This is a genomic window from Streptomyces sp. NPDC107581 (assembly GCF_055657175.1).
In genome coordinates this window covers 135,525-156,214 of the sequence record NZ_JBVKBH010000018.1, presented here as the reverse complement: position 1 = coordinate 156,214, position 20,690 = coordinate 135,525, and the positions used below count along the sequence as shown (strand labels likewise).

The window sequence follows — 20,690 nt, the reverse complement described above, 5'->3', positions numbered from 1 at the left end:
CTGGTGTCCGAGTTCTGTGGAAGTGTGGAAGTGGCTGTGGTTGCGGGTCGAGTGGTGCGTTTCGACAATGTGCGGGGTTATGGGTTCATCGCCCCGGCGCACGGCGGAGAAGACGTGTTTCTTCATGTGAATGACTTGATGATTCCGGAGGAGTATCTCCGTTCCGGTCTGCAGGTCGAATTCGAGATCGAAGAGGGCGATCGCGGACTGCGGGCAGCGTCCGTCCGGCTCGCCGATGGCGTGGACCGGAATTCTCTGAGAGCCGTACCGGTGGAGCACGTCAACTCGGGGGACGACGGGGAGCCGTTGTGCGATGTGTTCTCCGCGGCGGAACTCACCCGGGAGATCACGGAAATGCTGCTGGCCGCGGCGCCCTCGCTCACCGCTGAGCAGATCCTGCTGATCCGGCGCCGGGTCGTGGAATTCGGGCGCGGTCACGGCTGGGTCGAAGGCTGAGCCGACCGGTCGGCGGGCCTCCCGAGGCCCCCGCCCGAAGGTGTGTTCAACCTCGGCAGACATGCCCGGTGCCGTGAATGCGGACAACGTTGCCGTGTTACTCGGCAGTTGAGATAGACGTGTTCAACTGGTGCACGAACCGTGGTGATGAGCATGGTTACGATCCAGCGCAAGGTGTTGGGCACGGTGCCCGGAGTGAGGGGTTTGTGGGATGGCTGTTGGTCGAGTGATCCGGTTCGACGGGATGCGTGGGTATGGCTTCATCGCGCCGGACCAAGGTGGGGAAGACGTCTTCTTGCATGTGAACGATCTGCTCATTCCCGAGTCGTCGGTGCGCTCCGGACTCATGGTGGAGTTCGAGGTCGAGGACGGTGACCGCGGGCTGAAGGCTTCCGGGGTGCGGCTCGCCGAGTCGCAGAGTCCGTCGCTGCACGCCGTGGTGTCCGGACCGCGGGCCGGGACGGTCCCGGCCGGCCCGGTGGGCGACGCTTCGTCCGCGGAGGGGCAGGACACGATGTGCGACGTGCTCGGCTCGGCCGAGTACACACGAGAGGTGACCGAGCTTCTGCTGAACTCCGCCCCGGAGCTGACGGGCCAGCAGATCCTCGCCATGCGCAAGCACCTCGTCCAGTTCGGCAAGCGGCACGGCTGGGTCGAGGACTGACAGGACGAACGGACCGCCTGCGCGTCCGCAGGCAGACCAGGGCCGGGTGCGCCCCCCGTCGCACCCGGCCCTTCCCTTTTCGGTGCGAGCGAGTCAACCCGTGGAGAGGGGACATGCCATGACGGAGCTGCCCACCATCGCCCCGCCGGAGCCGGCGGCCACCGGGGGCGGACCGAACGGTCGCGAGGCCCTCGCCGAGGAGAACCCGCGCGACCCGCTGATCCGACTGGCGCGGCTGCTGGACGAGGGAACTCTCACCGTCGTGCACGACAGCGACGTCATCACCACGGCGGTGGCGTCCGGCCGGGTCCACGGCGTGGACGTCATCGCGTTCTGCACGGACGCACGGGTGATGGGCGGAGCCGTCGGGTTCGAGGAGTGCCGCCGCATCGCGGACGCCATCGATCTCGCGCTGCGGGAGAACCGCCCGGTCATCGGCCTGTGGCACTCCGGCGGCGCCAAACTCGCCGACGGGATCGAGGCGATGGACGGAATCGGCCGGATCTTCGCGGCCACGGTCCGGGCCTCGGGCAGGATCCCCCAGATCTCCGTGGTGCTCGGCGCGGCCGCCGGCGGCGCCGCGTACGGGCCCGCACTCACCGACGTGGTGATCATGGCACCCGCCGGCCGGATCTTCGTGACCGGTCCGGACGTGGTGCGCAGTGTGACCGGCGAGCAGATCGACATGGAGGGGCTCGGTGGGACGGAGGCCCATGGCCGCAAGTCCGGGGTGACGCACATCGTGGCCGACTCCGAGACGGACGCATACGTACGCGCCCGGCACGTGACCTCGCTGCTCGCCGTACCCGGAAAGGCCGACCTGGAAGCGGTCGGCCCGGCGCGGGACCTGCGCGCGCTGCTGCCCGCCTCACCCCGGCGGGCCTACGACGTACGGCCGCTGGTGACCGGACTCCTGGACGCCGGCCCCGGGTGTCCCGGCGGTGGATCCGGCGACCGGAGTTCGTTCGAGGAGTTCCATGCGAAGTGGGCGCCGAACGTCGTGACCGGCCTCGGCCGGCTGGCCGGCCAGACCGTGGGAGTCGTCGCCAACAACCCGTTGCGCAAGGGCGGTTGCCTGGACTCGCTGAGTGCGGAGAAAGCCGCTCGCTTCGTACGGTTGTGCGACTCCATGGGCGTCCCGCTGCTCAGCCTGATCGACGTGCCCGGCTATCTGCCCGGTGTCGCCCAGGAATGGGGCGGCGTCGTCCGGCGCGGAGCGAAACTGCTGTACGCCTTCGCCGAAGCGGTCGTACCGCGCGTCTCGGTCGTCACCCGCAAGTCCTACGGCGGTGCCTACATCGCCATGAACTCCCGTTCCCTGGGCGCCACCAAGGTGTTCGCCTGGCCCGATGCCGAAGTCGCCGTGATGGGCGCGGAGTCGGCCGTGGGCATCCTGCACCGCAAGGCCCTCGCCGCCGCACCGGAAGCGGAGCGCGAGGAGCTGCGCGCACGGCTCGTCGACGAACAGAAACGACGCGCCGGTGGTGTGGACCGGGGACTCGCGCTCGGGGTGATCGACGAGGTCATCGACCCGTCGCGGACCCGGGCCGCGGTGGCGGAGGTCTTCGCCGCCGAGCCCTGCCGGCGTGGGTCGCACGGGAACATCCCGCTGTGAGAGTCCGGACAGAAGCTGGAACCCCAAGTCCAGAGATGAGGATGATCATGGACAACCACGGTGCACCCAACGTGTTCCTCGCCGGCGCCCCCGCCGAGGCGGTCGCCGGCGAGGAACAGCTGCACTACCTCGCGGATCTCGACGCGGCCAAGGTCAAGATTCCGCGGGGCAACCGCTACGAGCACTTCGAAGCCAGTTCCGAGACCACTCGCGTCGACGACCGCGAACTGCGCGTCTTCGTCTGGACCCACAGCACCTACGTCGCCGAGTAAACGCGTCACCCGGGCAATTGCGCACCCCCAGGAGCCGGTGGTGGAAGAGGTACGAGCCGAGATCGTCGCCGTGGTGAGCGAGGTGCTCACCGCGGCCGGAGACGCCATTGCCGAGGGCGAGCCACTGGTCGTCCTCGAATCGATGAAGATGGAGATCCCGGTCCTCGCCGAGAACGGCGGCCGGATCCTGGAGGTCCAGGTCGTCCCCGGCGACACCGTGCAGGAGGGAGACCTCCTCGCGGTGATCGGCCGATAGGCCGGCGACCAGGGCATATCTGCACAGACGCACGACCCGCACGCTGGAGCCGTGCACGGTCCGAGCCCTGGACGGTGCACGGCTTCAGGCCGGTCGGGGGCGCTTGTCCGTACCGATGCCGGTGTGTCAGATTTCGATGGTGCGTGGGCTCGCACATATCACTTGACCAGAAGGGAACCCATGAGCACCGAGACGCTGGAGTTTCAGGCCGAAGCGCGCCAGCTCCTGCAGTTGATGGTCCATTCGATCTATTCGAACAAGGACATCTTCCTGCGCGAGCTCATCTCCAATGCCTCCGATGCCCTGGACAAACGGCGCCTCGCCGGCCTCACGGACGACAGCCTCCGGGCCGACGACCTCCACATCGCCATCGAGACCGACCGTGACGCCCGCACGCTGACCGTGCGCGACAACGGCATCGGTATGTCGCGCGACGACGTCGTGGGGCTCATCGGCACCATCGCCCGGTCCGGTACGGCCGAGACGCTGCGCCAGCTGCGGGAGAACCGCGAGAACAAGGAAACGGCCGAGCTGATCGGTCAGTTCGGTGTCGGCTTCTACTCGACCTTCATGGTCGCCGACCGGGTCACCCTGCTCACCCGCAAGGCAGGCGAGGAGACGGGTACGCGCTGGGAGTCGGACGGCGACGGCACGTACACCATCGAGACCGTCGAGGACGCGCCGGAAGGCACGTCGGTCACCGTCCACCTGCGCCCCGAGGACGAGGAGGACGCGCTCTACGACTACACCCAGGACTGGAAGATCCGGGAGATCGTCAAGCGGTACTCGGACTTCATCTCGTTCCCCATCAGGATGGGGGACGACACCCTCAACTCGATGAAGGCGCTCTGGGCACGGCCGCGGTCCGAGGTCAAGGACGAGGAGTACCGGGAGTTCTACCGGCACGTCACGCACGACTGGACCGACCCGCTGGAGATCATCCAGATGAGGGCGGAGGGCACCTTCGAGTACGAGGCCCTGCTCTTCATCCCGTCGCGTGCCCCGCACGACCTCTTCCAGCGAGACGGCAGCCACGGTGTCCAGCTGTACGTCAAGCGCGTGTTCATCATGGATGACAGCCGCGAGCTGCTGCCCGACTACCTCCGCTTCGTCAAGGGAGTCGTGGACGCGGCCGACCTCTCGCTGAACATCTCCCGCGAGATCCTCCAGCAGGACCGGCACATCCAGCTGATCCGCCGCCGCCTCGCGAAGAAGGTCCTGTCCACCGTCAAGGACCTCATGACGAACGACGCGGAGAAGTACCGCACGTTCTGGCGCGAATTCGGCCCGGCCGTCAAGGAGGGCCTGCTCGGCGGGGCCGAGGACCACAAGGCGATCCTCGACATCGCCTCCTTCGCCTCCACGGTCTCCGACGAGCCGACCACCCTGGCCGACTACGTGGGCCGGATGAAGGACGGCCAGGACAAGATCTACTTCATGACCGGCGAAAGCCGCGCACAGGTCGAGAACTCCCCGCACATGGAGGCGTTCAGGGCCAAGGAGTACGAGGTCCTGCTGCTCACCGACCCGGTGGACGAGATCTGGGTCGAGGCGGTGCAGGCGTACGACGGCAAGGAATTCCAGTCGGTCGCGCGCGGCGCGGTGGACCTGCCCTCCGAACAGGAGGTGTCCGAGGAGAAGTCCGGTGCGTACGCACCGCTGCTGACCTGGCTGACCGAGGCGCTGGACGATGTGAAGGACGTACGGCTGACGACCCGTCTGACCAGCTCGCCGGCGTGCCTGGTCAGTGATGTCGACGGTATGACGCCGACCCTGGAGAAGATGTACAAGGCGATGGGCCAACAGGTCCCGCAGGTCAAGCGCATCCTCGAACTGAACCCCGAGCACCCGCTGGTCAGCGGGCTCAGGTCCGCGCACGAGGAACGCGCCGTCGACCCGGAGCTGACCGAGACGGCCGAGCTGCTGTACGGCACCGCGCTGCTCGCCGAAGGCGGCGACCTGGCCGACCCGGCGCGCTTCGCCAAGCTGCTCGCCGACCGCCTCGCCAGGACGATGTGACGCCCTGACCGTCCGCCGGCCGTGCCGTACGCGCTCTGTGTGACGCGGGGTCGCCCACCGAAACCGACGGCCCCGCAACCGCCCGGACTGGCCGGGTGGTTGCGGGGCCGTGGTATGAGGGTCGCGCAGAATGACGCGGCGGCACGGGCGCTGCTTCCGTACGGTCTGCCGACGGTGCGGGCGCTCTCGCCGAACGGTCAGCCGGCGGTGCCGGGCGCTGCTGCCGTACCGTCAGCCGGCGGTGCGGGCGCGCTCGTCCTGGAAGTGCTGGTCCACGACCTGGAGCACCTCTTTGTTCCGGTCGCTGATGAAGAAGTGCCCGCCGGTGAACACACGGAAGTCGAGTGATGCCGTCGTGTGCTCGGCCCAGGCCTTCGCCTCGTCCAGCGTCGTCTTCGGATCGTTGTCGCCGGTCAGCACGGTGATCGGGCAGTCCACGGTGGCACCCGGCTCACAGCGGTACGTCTCGACCGCCTTGTAGTCGGCGCGCAGCGAGGGCATCGCGGCCCGCATCATCTCCTCGTCACCGAGCAGGGCCGACGCGGTGCCGCTCAGCCGACGCACCTCGGCAAGAATCGTCTCGTCGCTGCGGTGCGCGTTCTCGTCCCGGTACGTCGACGGCGCGCGTCGCCCGGAGGCGAACAGCCGGACCGGACCGTGACCGTCGGCCTCAAGACGGCGAGCCAGCTCGAAGCCGAGGACGGCCCCCATGCTGTGACCGAGGAAGGTGGTCGGCAGTTCCGGCTGACGTCGCAGCACCTCGTATATCCGGTCGACGAGCACCGCCAGGTCGTCGATGGGCCGTTCCGCACGCCGGTCCTGCCGTCCGGGGTACTGGATGGCGAGTACATCGACATCAGGGCTCAGCGCCGCCGCCACCGGGAGGTAGAAAGACGCCGACCCGCCTGCGTGCGGGAGGCATACCAGCCGAGCAGCCGGGTTTTTGGCAGGGTGAAAACGGCGGCACCACAGTTCATCTCCGGGCGAAGGCTGAGACATGCCACTCCAGAAAGTTGTCACACCGGATCATTAAGTGAAGCCAGAACATAGCGAATTGCCGGAACGCCTGCAAGGCGCGCATCCTGCCTCTACCTGCGGCTATCCGCTCAACTGGCAAACTGATGCAGTTGAACGGCGACCGGGGAGCGGTCTTGATGATAGTTATCTGAACGAGGGCATGTGGCCGCCTGTTGCGTCGTTCCCATGGACCCGGTTACTGTTCCAAAATACGTGGCGACAATGAGAGGTGACGTACGTGGGGCACAAATTCTCCCTGGTTCTCAGCCGGCAGATCACCGATGAGGAGTCGGGAATCCTGCGCGAGGCCGGCTTCACCGACGCGACTTTCGCGACCGATTCACTTCCTACTAATGCAGACGTCGCCGTTACGAAGATTGACTTCGATGACGCGGCTGCGCCCTCCCTGGCCGAGGCGATCGAAACGGCACTTGAGACGGTGAAGAAGGTCCCGGACCTCACCGTCCCGGGCCTCACCGTGCCGGCCGTGCCGCAGGCTCCGGCCGAGGACTCGCGCATCGTGGTCGGCGAGGTGGTCGAGGGTTCGGCCGCCGAGAAGGCGCCCGCGAAGAAGCGCAGCACCAAGAAGGCGAGCGCCGCGGACAAGGCGTAGTCCGCCGCCGTAAGTTGATGGACCGCTGAGAGCGGCCGCCACGAACGCAGCGAAGCTCCGGTTGCCGGGACGACTTTTCCAAGTTGCCCCGGACAACCGGAGCTTCGCTGCGTTCGTGCGCATCTGCCACCACCTGATCGGCCCCGGCTCTGCAGCGGCCGTTCAACTGACGTGGCACTACGGTTGAACACAGCTCCGCATCGAACAGCTTCGGCCATCCAGTTGAACACGAGACGCGGTTGAACACTGCCTTTCAATGGCCTCCACGACCCCGCTCGGCTGGGGCGACGACGGGGGCTTCAGCCTTCCGGCAGCGGGGTTCCAGCCTTACGGGAGCTGGGCGCCCGGGACGGCAACGAGGTCCCTGGGGCAGCAACGCCGGGTCCCTGGGGCAGCATCACCGGGCCCTTGGGGCAGCATCACCGGGCCCCTGGGCGGCATCGCGGGGCCCCGGGCGTCGAGTACCGGGCGTTGGCCGGCGCAGTGCGAGTTGGCGGACGCGCGGGTCGTTCCGGCAGCTGCCACGGACGGGTTCCCGCGACCCCACCATCCGGATCGTGCCCGCGCTGTGGCACCGACCTGCTGACACGTGTCCATGACGGACGTGAAATCGCAGCAATCGGCACACCTGATCCGGGGGGAGGGCTTGGCCGAAAAACGCGGAAGCGGGCTTAGCGAAGAACTGGCCGAAAGTGCTCGTTCATCGAACCTCCACAGTTTCTCCATCTCGGTAAACTCGGTGCCGTTCGGCCTCTCTGACCAGAACGCATGGCCAGGATTCGATGCGAGACCCCCGCTCTTTGCCGCTCTTCGGCGCGACACACCCGCCGGGAGCCCCACGCGGCTTGGCTTGAACGGGTTAGAATCGCTGCGTCCGGATGGCCCCGCAGGTGTAATCGTCTACGATCCGGCGATATCCGCCCTGCGGTGTTCACGGAAGTGCCACGGATCTGTTCCCTGCAGTTCCGTTTTGTTCGGCTGAGTGCAACCTGAGTGAAATAAGCGTGGAGTCAGGACTCTGAGTACTACCGAGCGTAGCGCCGGACGTCCCTATGTAAGCCGTTAAAGAAGTCGTAAATCCACAGGTGCAGCTTCCGTGGAGGAGCGGTGGACTGCTAGCCTGTAGGCGGATTCTAACAATTCCGATAATGGCCTGACCAGCTATTGACTTACGGGGGATCTCGGACTTACGGGGGCTTTCGAGCGACGTTTTGAATCGTGCCTTGCGGGTTCCAGGGCATACGACATGAGTCGGATGAAGCAGCCACTGCTTCTTTGCTGCAAATAACTCGTCGTAGTTGTCATGGGGGTGCAGTATGGGCCTTGCCGGCCGCACTACAATTTCGACTGAAATGGACGAAGGGCAAGATGGTGAGCCAGGAATAGTCTCGGTTCCCATTTTGCAGGTACTACCCGGTGACTCGCCCCGCCTGAAAGGCGAGGACAAAGTCCATGTACTGAGGCTCGCGGCCATAGAGAGCCCGCTTCCGCCGATACTGGTGGATCGAAGAACCATGCGGGTGATTGACGGGATCCACCGGTTGATGGCTGCCTCTCTCAAGGGGCAGAAAGTGATTGACGTCCAGTTCTTCGACGGCAGTCGCGAGGATGCATTTCTCAAGGCGGTTGAGGCGAATGTCGAGCATGGTCTCCCGCTGACCCAGGCCGATCGCACCGCGGCGGCACTGCGCATACTCAAGTCGCACCCCACCATGTCGGATCGCGCCATCGCCAAGTCGACCGGGCTCGGAGCCCGGGCGGTCGCGGAACTGCGGCGCTCCTCCGACTCCGTGCCGCACTCGAATTTCAGGGTGGGGCGAGACGGCAAGGTCCGTCCCCTGAACGGCGCGAAGGGGCGGCTGCGCGTGGCGGAGCTGATCCGGGAGAACCCGGAGGCTTCGCTGCGTCAGGTGGCGCGGACGGCCGGGGTTTCACCCGCGACGGCGCTCGACGTACGGCGGCGCTTAGAGCGTGGCGAAGAGCCTGTCCCCAGCCAGGGCGGCAGCGTCAGTGCCGAAACGGAGACCCCCAGGGATCCCATGCCGGTCGCGCCTTCCTCTGTGATCGGTCCGCCGACGACCGCCACACTCGAAAAGCTCATGCGCGACCCGTCGTTGCGGCAGAGCGAGCTGGGCCGGCGGTTGCTGCGCATGTTCAAGGAGAACGTGCTGGGCGCCAAGGAGATGACCGACATCTGCGCCTCGGTGCCGTCGCACTGCATTGAGTTGATCATCCAGCTCTCCCGTCACAACTCGCAGATCTGGGAAGACTTCGCTCAGGAGTTGAACAGGCGGGCGCGGATCGTGAATCCCGAATAGGACGCGGTGCTGTCGCGCACGACGGTGACAGGGGCATGTTGAGGCAAGGGTGAGGTCAGAGCCCGCACGTCGATCGTGTGGACTCTGGCCTCACCCTTGCCGGTTGCTCGCTGCCCGTTGTCTGTTGTCGGTTGCCTGCTGCTCGTTGCTCGGCAAGCCGGCAGCAGCGGGCATCACGATCCCGTCGGTCGTGGCCGTCGGGCTCTGCGGTGCCGTCGGTCTACCGGACAACGGAGTGCTTGTGGGTCAGGGCGAGGAACGCGTCCTCCAGCGTGGCCTGGTCGACCCGAAGCTGCTCGGGCATGATCCGGCAGTGCGCCAGCAGGGACGTGACCGTGCTCAGTGCGTTGTGGTTGCCGGTCACCACCACGTAGTCACCCTGGCGGCTGACGCTGCTCACGTCGGGCAGCTGCGCGAGCAGGGTGTCGTCGAGCGGCGCGGAGGGGCGGAACTGGATGCGCTGCTCGGTCCTGACCCGTTCGACCAGCCCGGACGGGGTGTCGGTGAGCGCGATGCGGCCCTTGTCGATCAGCGCGATCCGGTCGCACAGTCGCTCGGCCTCCTCCATGAGGTCGGTGACCAGGAGGATGGTGACGCCGCTGTCGCGGACGGTCTCGATCAGCTTCCAGGTCTCGCGCCTCGACTGGGGGTCCAGACCGGTGGTGAGCTCATCGAGCACCGCCACCTGCGGGTTGCCGACCAGGGCCAGAGCGACGGACAGCCGCTGCTTCTGGTCGCCGGACAGGTTGCCGTACGTGGTCCCGCTCGTCGAAGTGAGCCCGAGCGCGTCCATGAGATGCCGCCAGTCGGCGGGGTTGCGGTAGAAGGAACTGTAGAGCGACAGCGCCTCCGCGACCTGCATCCGGTCGGGTAACCGGCCGTCCTGCAGTTGGACGCCGAGCTGCTGGGTGATCTCGGCCCGCTCCTCGCACGGGTCGAGACCGAGCACGTTGATCTCGCCGCCGTCGCGGTTGCGCAGCCCTTCGATGCATTCCACCGTCGTGGTCTTGCCTGCGCCGCTGGGACCGAGAATCCCGAAGATCTCACCTTCCTCGACGGCGAAGGAGACATCATCGACCGCCACGAGGTCGCCGTACCGCTTGTGCAGATGCTGCACCTCAATCACTGCGGACATGGTCTTGTCCTTTCACGTGCTCGTTTTCGTGTGCGTCATCGGCGTCTGTTCGGTGCCCCGCTCATATCGACGGGCCTGTGGCAGGCCCTTCCGACACTACAAAAGATACGGTCGGCCCGCCCGCTGCTGGTATCCCGCTATGCCCCGTGGGAAGTGGGGCTAGCCCCACCCGAGTTCCGGCCCCACGAGTCCAAACATTCGGATGCCGACAAAGATCAGGCCGAATGACCGATGTTGTGCGCGAGTTGGCGAAAATGGCCAGCATCCGGACCGAAAAGTGGTGCAATTGGCCATCCGGGGTCGAGCGAGCCGACTGGGAACGGCTGAAACTGAGCGATGCGGGCGAGCTGTTGCAGCAGATGACCGGCCAGGTGGGGGACGGTGTGGCCGAATGACTCCCCCACTCACTGTGACTGGTGTCATGTTCTCGTTGACGCGCTGGAGAGGGCTGCTCGGCGCATTTCACGTATTCTGCGAGCGTCGCCCGTCTCGGTCCCATATGGGCTCAACCGTGACTCGGTCATGATTCAACAGTGCGCCTTGGGTGGTTATCTGACGCACCGCCTCAGAAATTTTCAAAGGTCACCTGGAAAGCGGTGCAGGTCGGACAAAGAATCGAATCACCGAGCCGGTCGGCCTGCCGAGTCGACTGATCTCCAATTCCGCGTAATTACGGCGTCGTTCTGCCCGCCGGCGCCGCTGTTGGTGGCCGACGGCTCGGAACAGGCAGTCGGCGGCCCGGAAAGGGCGGTCGGTGTCGGCTTCGGTAGCGAGTCCGGGCCCGGCGAACGGCGTGGTCGTCCCGGGTGCCTTCCGGGGTGCTTTCCGGCGGGCGTCGACTGCGGCGCGGAGACCCGCACTGTGGCCCGGAGCCCCTCACCGTGTCCCTGCTCAGCTGACGGACGTCCACGACAACCATGTCCGGCCGTTCGCCGATCAGCGCGTCGACGCTTCGGTCACGACAATGCGCACGGTACCGACGCGGTGATGCGGGTGGGACCGCCCGCCGGACTGTCTATCTCCAGCCTGCCGCCGAACGCCGTCATCCGGCGTTCGATGCCGCTCAGCCCGGAGCCCGGCGAGACGGCGGCCCCACCGATCCCGTCGTCCGTCACGGTCGCGGTGAGCGTCGGCGCGGCATAGGTGAGTTCGACCGCCACCTGGGAGGCCTCGGCATGCTTGGCCGCGTTCGCTATCAGTTCCGCGACGGCGAAGTAGACCGCGGACTCGACGGGGCGTTCGGGCCGCGCGGGTACGGCGCTGTGCACGGTGACCTCGACGGGTGCGTCGAGCGCCAGGGCCCGGACGGCGTCCACCAGGCCGCGCTCGGCGAGCACGGGCGGGTTGATGCCGCGGACCAGGGACCGCAGCTCGGTCAGCGCGGTGACGGACGTGGCCCGGAGGTCGGCGAGGATCGCCTTGGCCGCGGCGGGGTCGGTGTCGACGAGCTGCTCGGCGGCTCCCATCGACATGCCCATGGCCACCAGCCGGGCCTGGGCCCCGTCGTGCAGGCCCCGCTCGATGCGCTCCAGCTCGGCCGCCTGTGCCTGGGTCAGGTCGGCCCGGATGGCCTCCAGCTCGTCCACCCGCTTACCGAGGCGCGAACGCGGGGCTGCTCCCAGGAACCGTATCGCCAGGGGTTCGAAGATCCTCCATGCGACAGGGGCGATGCCCAGGCCGACGACGATCGCGGCGACACCGTAGCCGAGGAGGTCGGTCCCCAATGCCATGTACGCGCCGCCCGCGAGCCCGAGCAGGGGGAGAGCCACCACGAGCAGCATGGGCACAGCGACGATCACGGTCCACACCCCGTCCCAGTGCAACTGCGGATCATGGAACCGGGCCTTCACCCGGGCCCGACGGCGCGCCTCCCGCTCGGACTGGTGATACTCGCTGCCGTCCCACCAGTAGCCCGTCGCCATACGGGTGACCGGCGGAACGGGACGGTAGGCCGCCTCGATCCGCAAGCCCAGCCAACTGTCCGCAAGCCGTCGCGCGGTCCTGGCGAGTACCCGGCTGGTGAGCAGATGCGTGATCCACAGGGCCCCGGCGATCCACAGGATCACCACCGCCGTCTCGCCGAGGAACGCCAGCGCCCCCATGAACCCGGACCCGGTCGACTCCGAGGACCACGCATAGGCCACGCGGGGGCCGAGCAGCCCGATGACCGATCCGACCGCGGGCATCACGCCGACGAGCCCGGTCAGCACCGCCGACCGGTACAGCCCGACCCCGATCTCGGAACACCAGCCCAGCAGACCGCCCTTCACGGGTGGTCCCATCCGGCCGGTGCCCTCGCCACGCTCGCCGTCGTGCCGGCCGGGTCCGTCCGGGGAAGCGCTCGCCGATCGCGGGCCACGTGCCGGGAACCCTGCCGCGGCGTCGGCAGCCGCCCGGTGCATCGGTCCCTGCAGGGCCGGCGCTCTCTCACCGGACATATGGCCACTTCCCTCACTGGTCGGCTCATCGTCGACGGCCGGCCATGGTTTTGCCGGGCCCGCCACCGATCACGGTCAACGAACATCCCCAGGGTGAGCGGCGCGGCCGTCCAGCAGCTGCGGCGACCGACGCCGACCCGGCGGCCGCGAGGGCCGCTCCGGTGATCGGCGGGCGCTGGAGATGGCGGGAGACGAGGCGGCGCAGCAGGAGGACCGTCGATCGGTTCTTCTTCCGGTGCTCCGCTCCATCCCCCTTCGCCCGGCCGACCCTGATGAAGGTACGTTCGTCCGTCCCGCGCCCGGTATCCCGCTACGCCCCGCGGGAGGTGGGTCTAGCCCCACCCTTCCCCGCTGTCACTGCGTACGGCATAGGACGCGTACGACATACGACGCGTAGGGCATGCGCCCGGCGCACGGCGCTGCTCGGCCGGCTGGACGGATTGCACCGATCGGCGATGCCGGGCGAGGCCCCCGCCCTCAGCGCGTGACGTTCACCCTTCAATGGACAGTGATCTCGAATCAACCCGTAACCCCTCGGTCCGTTCGCGGTTGGTAGCGGTGGGGGGCCTGCTGCCTGTGCCCGGTCCCCGCGGATCAACTTGCCTCTGGACGGCGGGGAGGACAGCGAGCCGTGGCCATGACCGAATCGGTGGCTGATGGCGCGTACGGGGGAGCGCGTGCAGTGCACGAGGGGATTCTGCGACGCCAGTCGGCGAGAGAATCCGCCGCGCGCACCTACGCCCGTGCCCTGCCCATCGTGCCCGTCCGGGCACGGGGAATGACCATCGAGGGCGCCGACGGCCGCCGCTACCTGGACTGCCTCTCCGGTGCGGGAACCCTCGCCCTCGGTCACAACCATCCGGTCGTGCTGGAGGCCATCCGGCGGGTCCTCGACTCCGGTGCCCCGCTCTCCGTCCTCGATCTGGCGACCCCTGTCAAGGACGCCTTCATCACCGAGCTGTTCCACACCCTCCCGCCCGGACTCGCCGACCGTGCCCGCGTCCAGTTCTGCGGGCCGGCCGGCACCGACGCGGTCGAGGCCGCCTTCAAACTCGTCCGGGCCGCGACCGGACGCACCGGCATGCTCGCCTTCACCGGCGCCTACCACGGCATGACCGCCGGAGCCCTGGCCGCCTCGGGCGGCGCCCTCGACGTACAGGTCGCCCGCCTGCCCTACCCGCAGGACTACCGCTGCCCATTCGGTGTCGGAGGCCCGCGCGGCGCCGAAATCGCGGCCCGCTGGTGCGAGTCCCTCCTCGACGACCCCAAGTCGGGGGTGCCGCTGCCCGCCGGGATGATCCTCGAACCCGTCCAGGGCGAGGGCGGAGTGATCCCGGCGCCGGACGACTGGCTGCGCCGCATGCGACAGATCACGGCCGACCGGTCCATTCCGCTGATCGCCGACGAGATCCAGACGGGTGTCGGCCGCACCGGCGCCTTCTGGGCCGTCGAACACAGCGGTGTCACGCCCGACGTCATGGTCATGTCCAAGGCCATCGGCGGCAGCCTCCCCCTGGCCGTGCTCGTCTACCGCGACGACCTCGACGTCTGGCAACCCGGCGCGCACGCGGGCACGTTCCGGGGCAATCAGCTCGCCATGGCCGCGGGCACCGCCACCCTGGCCCACGTTCGCGAGAACGGCCTCGCCGAACGGGCCGCCGTCATCGGCTCTCGGATGCTGTCCCAACTCTGCGCATTCCAGAAGGAGTTCCCCTGCATCGGGGAAGTCCGGGGGCGCGGCCTGATGATGGGGGTCGAGCTGGTCGACCCCGAGAGCCGGGCGGGCAGGCCGGACGACAATCCCTCTGCCGGCGACCACCGCATGGCGATGGACGGCCTCGAGTCCACCCGCCCCCCTTGCTCCGCCGACCCCGAGCTCGCCGCGGCCGTCCAGCGGGAGTGCCTCCAGCGCGGCCTCATCGTGGAACTCGGCGGCCGTCACGCCGGCGTCGTACGGCTCCTCCCGCCCCTGACCATCAGCGATGAACAGGCGGCAGCCGTGCTCGACCGTCTGACCGACGCGGTGGCCGCGGCGGCCCGCTGCCAGCAAGGCCACGGCCGCCGTCAGCAGGACCAAGGCCGTCGTCAGCAGGATCACGGCTGCCGTCAGCGTCATGACGGCGGCCCTCCCGAACCGACGGGCTAGCGGCCGTACCCGCCCGGCGGGCTGCCGTACCCGGTCGACCCCGCCGCCGTAGCCCGCGGAAACGGCAGGGCCTGCCTCACACCCCATCTCAACCGCACCTCCGTCCAGGACTTCCCGCCCGACCTCGTCGTTTCCCCACCACCCGACTGACACCCCGACCACTCCCTCTCAGCCCCCGCTCGACGCGGATCCCTCCGGCGCCGCCGGGACGCCCCATCGATGACTGCTCACCAACCGAGCGGACGACAGGACGAGAACCACCCGCACAAGACCCAGCCCAGCCCCGAGGAGCCGTCTTGAACGCCACCCCCACACCCGACGGCCGTTCCGGCAGCCCCGACGACCAGGGAGACTCCGGCGCCCAGCCCTCGCCCGTGCCCCTCGCCGAGTCGGTTCCCCAGCAGAAGAGGCGAACCGCCGAGGCCGCACGGTGGGGAGAGCCCGGCAGCGACCCGCTGGAGCATCCCGACCCGCACACCGCCGCCCAGGCCGCCGCCGTCGAGAACCTCCTCCGCTGCTGGGTACGCGAGACGAACCTCGCCGTCTCCGCCACCGGCACCTTCCGCATCCCCCTGCCGACCAGCGGAACCGCACTGATCGCTCCGGTCCGCTACTGCTCCCCGACGGGCTGGCACCGCATCGGACCACCTCGTCTGACCGGCGCCCCCGAAGCGGCCCCTCCCGTCGACGCGGTCACCCTCGCAGCCCTGCTCGCCAGGGAGACGCCCGGCGGCACGGCCGGCACCACGGGCCCCACCTCCCACGGCGGCGGAGGCGACCTCGTCGCCAGGGTGTGCGACTCCCTGCACCGGACCGCGACCTTCATCCGCGACCGGCGCGAACATCCGGCCGACGGCCCCGACCTCTTCCTCGGCGCCGAGCAGGCCCTCCTCCTCGGCCATCCCCTGCACCCGACCCCCAAGAGCCGGGAAGGCCTGACCGAGACCGAAGCCCGGTGGTACTCACCGGAGTTGCGCGGCTCCTTCCCCCTGCACTGGATGGCGGTCGCCCCTTCGCTGCTCGCGAGCGACTCGGCCTGGACCGAGCGCGGCCGTCCCGTCACCGCAGACCTCCTCTCCCGACGGCTCGCCGAAGCAGCCCTGCCCCTGCCCGACGGATACGCCGCCCTGCCCCTGCACCCCTGGCAGGCGCGCACGGTCGCGCACCGCGAGGCGATCGCCGCCCTGCTCGACTCCGGCCTGCTCCGCGACCTCGGTCCGCTCGGCTCTCCCTGGCATCCCACCTCCTCCGTACGTACGGTCCACCGGTCCGGCGCCCCCGCGATGCTCAAGCTGTCCCTGGGCTTGCGCATCACCAACTCCCGGCGCCAGAACCTGCGCAAGGAACTCCATCGCGGAGTCGAGGTGCACCGGCTGCTGCGCAGCGGCCTGTCCAAGCAGTGGCAGGCGGTACACCCCGGCTTCGACATCGTCCGCGACCCGGCCTGGATCGCCGTCGACGACCCGGACGGCCGGCCCGTGCCCGGCCTCGACGTCGTGATCAGGCACAACCCGTTCACCCCGGCCGACGACGTCGGCTGTGTCGCCGGGCTCGTCTCGCTCCGCCCTCTCGCCACGGCGGGCGCCGACGCCTCGCGGACACAGAGCACGTCGCCGTTCCGGTCCCGGCTGGCCCAGCTCGTCCAACGGCTTGCCGCACGCACCGGCCGGCCCGTCGGAGCCGTCACCGCGGAGTGGTTCCTGCGGTACCTCGAGCAGGTCGTCCGGCCCGTGCTGTGGCTGGACAGCGAGGCCGGAATCGCCCTCGAAGCCCACCAACAGAACACACTGCTCCTGCTCGACCGCGACGGCTGGCCCGCCGGTGGCCGCTACCGGGACAATCAGGGCTACTACTTCCGCGAGTCCCGACGCCCCGAACTCGATGCGCGATTCCCCGGCATCGGTGAGCGCAGCGACACGTTCGTCTCCGACGAGATCGCCGACGAACGCTTCGCGTACTACCTCGCCATCAACAACGTGCTCGGCCTGATCGGCGCGCTCGGCTCCCAGCATCTCGCCGACGAACGACTGCTCCTCGCCGCGTTCCGCCGCTTCCTCACCGGCGTCGCTTCAGGACGCGATTCCCTGCACACCCCGCTGCCCGGCCTCCTGCTCGACTCACCCGTCCTGCGGTGCAAGGCCAACCTGCTGACCGGGCTGCACGGCCTCGACGAACTCGTCGGCCCGGTCGACACCCAGTCCGTCTACGTCACCATCGCCAACCCCCTTCACTCCTGAACGAACCGCACCGTCTTCCTTGCTTTGTCTCCGAGGACCACGACCCCTTTCTTCTCCCGAGAGGAACGCACCGTGCCTCCCACCGACGCGACCGCCGGGACCAGCCCCGGCGCCGTCCCCGTCCACGCGGGCTGCTCAGACCCCCAAGACCTGGCGGGCACGGGTGGCACCGCCTCCTTCGGGGACGGCGAGGACACGCTGGACCTGCACCTGCCCGACGAGTTCATCGCCCGCTTCGCCCGGGGAGCGGCCGAGGAGGATTACGGCGGACTGCAGGCAGGCCAGGACCTCGCCAGAGCCGCCGCCGTGAAGTTCGGCCGAGCTGAAGTGCCCCGTGTCGAGGTCGAGGAGGACCTGCTCGACCACATCTCCACCTGGGGGCCGACCGCCACCCCCGTGGGGCCTTTCCAGCTGGTGCCCGCGCGCATCGAGCACGACCTGCCACTCATCCACCGCTGGATGAACGACCCCACCGTCACCGCGTTCTGGCACCTCGGCGGTCCCCGGAGCGGGACGGAGAACCACCTGCGTGCGCAACTCGACGGCGACGGACGCAGCGTGCCGTGTCTGGGCCTGCTGGACGGCACCCCCATGAGCTACTGGGAGATCTACCGGGCAGACCTGGATCCGCTGGCCCGCCACTATCCGGCTCGTCCGCACGACACCGGGGTCCACCTCCTCATCGGCGACGCCTCCGACCGAGGGCTGGGGCTTGGATCCGCCCTGCTCCGAGCCGTGGCCGACCTGGTCCTGGACCGTCGCCCCGCCTGCGCTCGCGTCGTGGCGGAGCCCGATCTTCGCAACACCCCCTCCGTATCCGCCTTCCTCAGCGCCGGCTATCGGTACGCGGCTGAGGTCGACCTGCCCGGTAAACGGGCCGCCCTCATGATCCGGGACCGAGTCCTGCGCGGTCTGATGTAGCGCCGGGTGGTGGCGCCGTCACAATGAGTACGAACGGCGGAAGGCTCGGGTTCCCGGATCTTCGGAGTCAATCTCTGCCGGATCCTCGAGCCGATCGCGACCGGATCCACCGAGCCGGCCGCACTGCGCCTGCCAGTTGTCGCCGGGTCGAAGATCCCGCACCAACGGGTACTAACCCGTACTAATCCACACCAAGCCGCACCGATCCACACCGATCCGCGCCACCCGGCAAGCACCTGCGCCGTCCCAGTGCCACAGCCATCTGCTCAGCCACGCAGCCATCCGCTCAGCCATCTGCGCCGCCCCGCAGTCATCTGCCCCGCCCAGCAGTCATCTGCCCGCCCAGAGTCGTCGGCTCCGTCCCCGGAGCCTCCCGCACGCCGTCCCACCCCTGGAGCCCCGTCAGTGATCCCACCCCTCGTCCCAGCCTTGATCGCCCGTTTGTCAGTGCCGGGCCGTAGGGTGGTCGGGCTATGACGAAGCCCTCACTCCCCGAACTCCTGCATGCCGCTGTCGCAGCCGTCGGCGGTACGGAGCGCCCCGGCCAGGTCTCCATGGCCGAAGCGGTCGCCGAAGCGATCGACGACGGATCCCACCTTCTGTGCCAGGCCGGCACCGGCACCGGAAAGTCGCTGGGCTATCTCGTGCCCGCGCTCGCACACGGGGAGAGAGTGGTCGTGGCCACGGCCACGCTGGCGCTGCAGCGCCAGCTCGTGGAACGGGACCTGCCGCGCACGGTCGACGCCCTCCACCCGCTGCTGCGGCGCCGCCCCGAGTTCGCCATGCTCAAGGGCCGGTCGAACTACCTGTGCCTGCACCGCCTGCACGAGGGCATGCCGCAGGACGAGGAGGACGGGCTCTTCGACCAGTTCGAGGCCGCCGCGCCCACCAGCAAGCTGGGCCAGGACCTGCTGCGTATGCGTGACTGGGCGGACGAGACCGAGACCGGCGACCGTGACGATCTCACTCCCGGCGTCTCCGACCGTGCATGGACGCAGGTGTCCGTGTCGTCCCGGGAGTGCCTGGGCGCTTCGAAGTGTGCCTACGGAGCCGAGTGCTTCGCCGAGATGGCCCGCGAGCGTGCCAAGCTCGCCGAGGTCGTCGTCACGAACCACGCGCTGCTCGCCATCGACGCCATCGAGGGCGCCCCGGTACTGCCCCAGCACGAGGTGCTGATCGTGGACGAAGCGCATGAACTCGTCTCCCGCGTCACCGGCGTCGCCACCGGCGAACTCACGTCGGGCCAGGTCAATCGAGCGGTGCGCCGGGCCGCCAAACTCGTCAACGAGAAGGCCGCCGATCAGCTCCAGACCGCAGCCGAGGGCTTCGAGCGGCTGATGGAGCTGGCCCTGCCCGGCCGCCTGGAGGAGATCCCGGAAGACCTCGGGTATGCCCTGATGGCGCTGCGGGACGCTGCCCGTACGGTCATTTCCGCGATCGGCACGACCCGCGACAAGTCGGTCCAGGACGAGGACGCGGTCCGCAAGCAGGCGCTGGCCTCGGTGGAGACGGTGCACGACGTGGCCGAGCGCGTTCTGAACGGCTCGGAGTGGGACGTGGTCTGGTACGAGCGCCACGACCGCTTCGGCGCCTCGCTGCGGGTCGCCCCCATGTCGGTCTCCGGGCTGCTCAGGGAGAAGCTCTTCGCGGACCGCAGCGTCGTGCTGACCTCCGCGACCCTCAAGCTGGGCGGCGACTTCAACGGCGTCGGCGCCTCCCTGGGACTGGGTCCCGAGGGCGTCGAGGGCGAGGACCTGCCGCAGTGGAAGGGCGTCGACGTGGGCTCGCCGTTCGACTACCCCAAGCAGGGCATCCTGTATGTCGCCAAGCACCTCGCGCGCCCCGCACGGGACGGCGAGCGCGCCGACATGCTGGACGAGCTGACCGAGCTCATCCAGGCGGCCGGCGGCCGCACCCTCGGCCTGTTCTCATCGATGCGTGCCGCCCAGCTCGCTGCGGAAGAGCTGCGCTCCCGGGTCCCGGAGTTCCCCATCCTGCTCCAGGGCGAGGAGACGCTGGGCGAGCTGATCAAGAACTTCGCGGCCGACCCCGCGACCTGCCTCTTCGGCACGCTGTCGCTGTGGCAGGGCGTCGACGTCCCGGGACCCAGCTGTCAGCTGGTCGTCATGGACAAGATCCCCTTCCCGCGCCCCGACGACCCGCTGATGAGCGCCCGCCAGAAGGCAGTGGAGGACGCCGGCGGCAACGGCTTCATGGCCGTGGCCGCCACCCATGCAGCCCTGCTCATGGCCCAGGGCGCCGGCCGTCTGGTGCGGGCCTCCGGGGACCGAGGCGTGGTGGCCGTACTGGACCAGCGGCTGGCCACAGCCCGGTACGGCGGATATCTCAAGACGTCGCTGCCCGACTTCTGGTACACGACGGACCGCAACCAGGTACGCAGGTCGCTCGCTGCGATCGACGCGGTTGCGAAGCAGGCGGAGACACAGTGATCGCGGGGTAGGCCGGCCCGGCCCACCCCGCGATGCAGGACCGCCCGGGCTCAGCCCGTAGGGTCCGGGGCCCGCACAGCACAGGGCCCCGGAACCGGCGCAGGGGTCCCGGGGCCCGGTCAGGGGACGAGCC

At 68.8% G+C, this 20,690-nt stretch carries 16 protein-coding genes; 13 read left to right on the top strand and 3 right to left on the bottom strand.

Annotated elements, in window-relative coordinates; all coding sequences use genetic code 11:
• The first annotated feature begins 36 nt into the window (after nt 1-36).
• The 6 genes from ACZ7P3_RS35580 (at nt 37) to htpG (ending at nt 5,282) form a co-directional block, all read left to right on the top strand.
• Nucleotides 37-456 (top strand): cold-shock protein, encoded by a 420-nt coding sequence (locus ACZ7P3_RS35580; protein ID WP_472088158.1) that lies wholly within the window; start codon nt 37-39, stop codon nt 454-456.
• 211 nt (nt 457-667) lie between these two features.
• Nucleotides 668-1,120: a cold-shock protein gene (locus ACZ7P3_RS35575; protein WP_472088060.1), complete on the top strand. Its 453-nt coding sequence runs from the start codon at nt 668-670 to the stop codon at nt 1,118-1,120.
• A gap of 118 nt (nt 1,121-1,238) precedes the next feature.
• Nucleotides 1,239-2,735 (top strand): acyl-CoA carboxylase subunit beta, encoded by a 1,497-nt coding sequence (locus ACZ7P3_RS35570; RefSeq protein ID WP_472088059.1) that lies wholly within the window; start codon nt 1,239-1,241, stop codon nt 2,733-2,735.
• Nucleotides 2,736-2,782: 47 nt separating this feature from the next.
• The gene (locus tag ACZ7P3_RS35565) at nt 2,783-3,007 is read left to right on the top strand and encodes a DUF5988 family protein (protein ID WP_472088057.1); all 225 of its coding nucleotides are present in this window, start codon (nt 2,783-2,785) and stop codon (nt 3,005-3,007) included.
• Nucleotides 3,008-3,047: 40 nt separating this feature from the next.
• The gene (locus ACZ7P3_RS35560; protein ID WP_472088055.1) at nt 3,048-3,263 is read left to right on the top strand and encodes a biotin/lipoyl-binding carrier protein; all 216 of its coding nucleotides are present in this window, start codon (nt 3,048-3,050) and stop codon (nt 3,261-3,263) included.
• 180 nt (nt 3,264-3,443) lie between these two features.
• Nucleotides 3,444-5,282 (top strand): molecular chaperone HtpG, encoded by a 1,839-nt coding sequence (gene htpG, locus ACZ7P3_RS35555; RefSeq protein WP_472088053.1) that lies wholly within the window; start codon nt 3,444-3,446, stop codon nt 5,280-5,282.
• Between the two features lie 231 nt (nt 5,283-5,513).
• On the opposite strand, the gene ACZ7P3_RS35550 is transcribed toward htpG, so the two are convergent.
• Nucleotides 5,514-6,281 carry a thioesterase II family protein gene (locus ACZ7P3_RS35550; protein WP_472088051.1) on the bottom strand — a complete coding sequence of 256 codons (768 nt, stop codon included), beginning with the start codon at nt 6,279-6,281 and terminating at the stop codon, nt 5,514-5,516.
• Between the two features lie 247 nt (nt 6,282-6,528).
• Between ACZ7P3_RS35550 and ACZ7P3_RS35545 the strand changes: the two genes are divergently transcribed.
• Together ACZ7P3_RS35545 and ACZ7P3_RS35540 are read left to right on the top strand one after the other, a co-directional pair.
• Entirely contained in the window at nt 6,529-6,912 is a 384-nt protein-coding gene (locus tag ACZ7P3_RS35545) for a hypothetical protein (RefSeq protein ID WP_472088049.1), read from the top strand.
• 1,352 nt (nt 6,913-8,264) lie between these two features.
• Complete coding sequence (locus ACZ7P3_RS35540) at nt 8,265-9,230, top strand: transcriptional regulator (RefSeq protein ID WP_472088048.1); 966 nt, start codon at nt 8,265-8,267, stop codon at nt 9,228-9,230.
• A 220-nt stretch (nt 9,231-9,450) separates the two neighbouring features.
• Here ACZ7P3_RS35540 and ACZ7P3_RS35535 read toward each other — a convergent pair whose 3' ends face one another.
• On the bottom strand, nt 9,451-10,365 hold the full coding sequence (locus ACZ7P3_RS35535; RefSeq protein WP_472088046.1) for an ABC transporter ATP-binding protein: 915 nt from the start codon (nt 10,363-10,365) through the stop codon (nt 9,451-9,453).
• A gap of 224 nt (nt 10,366-10,589) precedes the next feature.
• On the opposite strand from ACZ7P3_RS35535, the gene ACZ7P3_RS35530 reads away from it, so the two are divergent.
• Nucleotides 10,590-10,760 carry a hypothetical protein gene (locus tag ACZ7P3_RS35530; protein WP_472088044.1) on the top strand — a complete coding sequence of 57 codons (171 nt, stop codon included), beginning with the start codon at nt 10,590-10,592 and terminating at the stop codon, nt 10,758-10,760.
• A 561-nt stretch (nt 10,761-11,321) separates the two neighbouring features.
• Here ACZ7P3_RS35530 and ACZ7P3_RS35525 read toward each other — a convergent pair.
• Nucleotides 11,322-12,647 (bottom strand): sensor histidine kinase, encoded by a 1,326-nt coding sequence (locus tag ACZ7P3_RS35525; protein ID WP_472088042.1) that lies wholly within the window; start codon nt 12,645-12,647, stop codon nt 11,322-11,324.
• 793 nt (nt 12,648-13,440) lie between these two features.
• On the opposite strand from ACZ7P3_RS35525, the gene ACZ7P3_RS35520 reads away from it, so the two are divergent.
• The 4 genes from ACZ7P3_RS35520 (at nt 13,441) to ACZ7P3_RS35505 (ending at nt 20,557) form a co-directional block, all read left to right on the top strand.
• Nucleotides 13,441-14,949, top strand: a complete 1,509-nt coding sequence (locus ACZ7P3_RS35520) for a diaminobutyrate--2-oxoglutarate transaminase family protein (protein ID WP_472088157.1) — start codon at nt 13,441-13,443, stop codon at nt 14,947-14,949.
• 296 nt (nt 14,950-15,245) lie between these two features.
• Nucleotides 15,246-17,186, top strand: a complete 1,941-nt coding sequence (locus tag ACZ7P3_RS35515; RefSeq protein WP_472088040.1) for an IucA/IucC family protein — start codon at nt 15,246-15,248, stop codon at nt 17,184-17,186.
• Nucleotides 17,187-17,258: 72 nt separating this feature from the next.
• A complete protein-coding gene (locus ACZ7P3_RS35510; protein ID WP_472088038.1) occupies nt 17,259-18,107 on the top strand; it encodes a GNAT family N-acetyltransferase in 849 nt (282 codons plus the stop codon).
• Between the two features lie 473 nt (nt 18,108-18,580).
• Complete coding sequence (locus ACZ7P3_RS35505) at nt 18,581-20,557, top strand: ATP-dependent DNA helicase (protein WP_472088037.1); 1,977 nt, start codon at nt 18,581-18,583, stop codon at nt 20,555-20,557.
• Nucleotides 20,558-20,690: the final 133 nt, after the last annotated feature.

Excerpts from the sequence above, each read along its gene's own strand:
- ACZ7P3_RS35540 (WP_472088048.1), top strand. The coding sequence starts at position 8,265 with ATGGACGAAGGGCAAGATGGTGAGCCAGGAATAGTCTCGGTTCCCATT.
- ACZ7P3_RS35570 (WP_472088059.1), top strand. The coding sequence starts at position 1,239 with ATGACGGAGCTGCCCACCATCGCCCCGCCGGAGCCGGCGGCCACCGGG.
- ACZ7P3_RS35565 (WP_472088057.1), top strand. The coding sequence starts at position 2,783 with ATGGACAACCACGGTGCACCCAACGTGTTCCTCGCCGGCGCCCCCGCC.
- ACZ7P3_RS35520 (WP_472088157.1), top strand. The coding sequence starts at position 13,441 with ATGACCGAATCGGTGGCTGATGGCGCGTACGGGGGAGCGCGTGCAGTG.
- ACZ7P3_RS35525 (WP_472088042.1), bottom strand. The coding sequence starts at position 12,647 with ATGGGACCACCCGTGAAGGGCGGTCTGCTGGGCTGGTGTTCCGAGATC.
- ACZ7P3_RS35550 (WP_472088051.1), bottom strand. The coding sequence starts at position 6,281 with ATGTCTCAGCCTTCGCCCGGAGATGAACTGTGGTGCCGCCGTTTTCAC.
- ACZ7P3_RS35535 (WP_472088046.1), bottom strand. The coding sequence starts at position 10,365 with ATGTCCGCAGTGATTGAGGTGCAGCATCTGCACAAGCGGTACGGCGAC.
- htpG (WP_472088053.1), top strand. The coding sequence starts at position 3,444 with ATGAGCACCGAGACGCTGGAGTTTCAGGCCGAAGCGCGCCAGCTCCTG.
- ACZ7P3_RS35530 (WP_472088044.1), top strand. The coding sequence starts at position 10,590 with ATGACCGATGTTGTGCGCGAGTTGGCGAAAATGGCCAGCATCCGGACC.
- ACZ7P3_RS35575 (WP_472088060.1), top strand. The coding sequence starts at position 668 with ATGGCTGTTGGTCGAGTGATCCGGTTCGACGGGATGCGTGGGTATGGC.
- ACZ7P3_RS35505 (WP_472088037.1), top strand. The coding sequence starts at position 18,581 with ATGACGAAGCCCTCACTCCCCGAACTCCTGCATGCCGCTGTCGCAGCC.